The sequence below is a fragment of the Nocardia sp. CC201C genome, assembly GCF_030010695.1.
In the GTDB taxonomy this organism is placed as follows: domain Bacteria; phylum Actinomycetota; class Actinomycetes; order Mycobacteriales; family Mycobacteriaceae; genus Nocardia; species Nocardia otitidiscaviarum.
This window is the reverse complement of record NZ_JASCXP010000685.1, coordinates 1-1,983: the sequence shown is the minus strand read 5'-3', so window position 1 is coordinate 1,983 and position 1,983 is coordinate 1. Positions and strand designations below refer to the sequence as shown.

Below are 1,983 nucleotides of genomic sequence, written 5' to 3'. Positions count from 1 at the left end.
TCGGCGCCGTCGGCGGCATGGTCGGCCTGGTCACGGTGGGCGGCCCCCTCGCCCTCTTCTCCGCCTTCCAGTACTTCAGCACCATCCTGTCCCCCTGCCCGCCCGAACTCCCCGCCTGCAAGAACCCGATGACCCCGGCCCCGCCCAAGTAGTCCACGGCCTTCGCCGCCGCCCCTGCGCCGCCGCGACCCGGCTCTCAGGACCGAATGGGAGGATTCGGGTGGATAGAACAGGAGGAACGATGCCCGAGCTACCACCCGAATCCCCGATCTACGAGCAGGCCCACCAGACGATCGGCGGGTATATGCGACAGCAGCGGCTGCTTCAGGGGCTCACGCAGAAACAGGTGGCCGACGCGCTGTTCATGTCCAAGTCCGCATATCAGAAGTATGAGAACGAGGAGCGCAATCCGACGGTGCCGGTCATCCGGCAGTGGTGCGACGCGCTGGACCTGCGCTACGACAAACGCCGCCGGGTGATGTCGATCGTGATGGGGGAGCTGGCGCCCTGGGCCGTGGGATCCCCGGAGGCCATCACCCCCGATGCCCTCGAATTCATCGACTCCATGCCGTACCCGGCGTATCTGCACCGGGTGCCCCAGTACGACGTGCTGGCGGCGAACGCGGCCGCCAACGAGATGTGCCCCTTCCTGGATCCGGCGCTGGGTACGCCGGAGCGACCCATCAATGTGATCGTGCAGATGATGACCGATCCGCGGGCCGAGAAGATCCTGGTCAACTGGGAGCCCATCGTGCACCGGATGATCTATGGGCTGCGCGAGTTCTCGGCCGGTGTGGTGCCCGACACGGAGGTAGCCGCTGTCTATGAAGCGTGCCGGTCGCACCCGCGCTTCGAATACATGTGGAACAACCCGATGGATCCCGCCATCTTCGACGACGATCACGTCGTCATGCTGGATCCTGCGGGCCGCGAGACGAATTGGCGCATGCGCTCGCTCCAGTCCCTGCATCCCTGGTGCGACTACGAGATCTTCCTGCTCACCCCGCGCTCGATGCGGGAGCGGTGAGCAGGCGCACAGTACACGAAATGTGTGCCACCGCCGGCTTGACGTGAGCGGGGTGCGGATCGGAATCTCGATGGGCTGGTGGTGTCCGAAGGGGGGTCACCACCGAGTGCGTGTGTTCACCATGGGATTCGGCGTGCAGGACACTGCCGTCCCGCACGCCGAATCCGTGGTGAACATCAGCAGTTGCGTAGTTCCGGGCTCTGGTTGAGCAGCTGGGCGCGGGTGGAGACGAAGGTGCCGTAGGTGTCGCCGCCCACCGCCGAGAGCGGGAAGGCCGCTACCCGGTGGCAGTTCTGGAAGGCGAGCTTCACGCCGAAGTGGCGCTCGAGACCGCCGCGGATGGCATCGGAGGCCATGGCGCGCAGCAGTTGGCCGCGGGCGGTCTCGTCGGGCGGGGCAATGGTGTTGTCGGCGTATTCGGCCGTGCCGGAGCGCAGCTCCGCGGCCACCCGCTCGACGACCGCGTAGGCGTAGGGCAGCGAATCGCGCACGCATGCGACGAAGTCGGCGTCGCTGACCTCACCGCGCTCGGCGCGTTCCAACAGTGCGGTGGGTACCTCGAGTGACATGGCGCTCTCCTTGGGATGGCGGAAGGTGCCAGCCGATTCTAAATGACAAAGATTGTCAATTTCATTCGAACCGTCGTGAAAGTGTGCTTCGCAGAGCGGTTTTCGCCTCCTCGGACAACTGTCGCACCAGGTCGCCCGCCGATTGTGCGGTGGTCAGGGTGTGGCTCTGGCCGGCCCAGAGGTTGACCGCGTCGGGATTTCCCTCGGCTCGTGCGGCGGCGCGCAGGGGGCCGGTGGCGTAGTGGATCTCGGGGTAGGCGGCGGGGGCGTCAGGGTGGTCGAGCAGGAAGCGGTTGCGCAGGCCGCGGGCTCGGCGGCCGGTGAAGGCGCGGGTGAGCATGGTGGGGGTGTCGAGGGGGAGGGCGTCGCGGAGCAGGGCCGGGGTGC

The 1,983-nt window shown here is 67.0% G+C and carries 3 protein-coding genes; 1 reads left to right on the top strand and 2 read right to left on the bottom strand.

Annotated features, from left to right (window positions below; all coding sequences use genetic code 11):
- Positions 1 to 241 precede the first annotated feature (241 nt).
- A complete protein-coding gene (locus QK444_RS35905) occupies positions 242 to 1,027 on the top strand; it encodes a helix-turn-helix domain-containing protein (RefSeq protein WP_282786520.1) in 786 nt (261 codons plus the stop codon).
- Positions 1,028 to 1,203: 176 nt separating this feature from the next.
- Here QK444_RS35905 and QK444_RS35900 read toward each other — a convergent pair whose 3' ends face one another.
- Both QK444_RS35900 and QK444_RS35895 read right to left on the bottom strand, forming a co-directional pair.
- The gene (locus tag QK444_RS35900; protein ID WP_039817336.1) at positions 1,204 to 1,596 is read right to left on the bottom strand and encodes an SCO5389 family protein; all 393 of its coding nucleotides are present in this window, start codon (positions 1,594 to 1,596) and stop codon (positions 1,204 to 1,206) included.
- Positions 1,597 to 1,657: 61 nt separating this feature from the next.
- Positions 1,658 to 1,983: nitronate monooxygenase (locus tag QK444_RS35895; RefSeq protein WP_282786516.1), on the bottom strand; the 326-nt coding region annotated here is incomplete at its 5' end.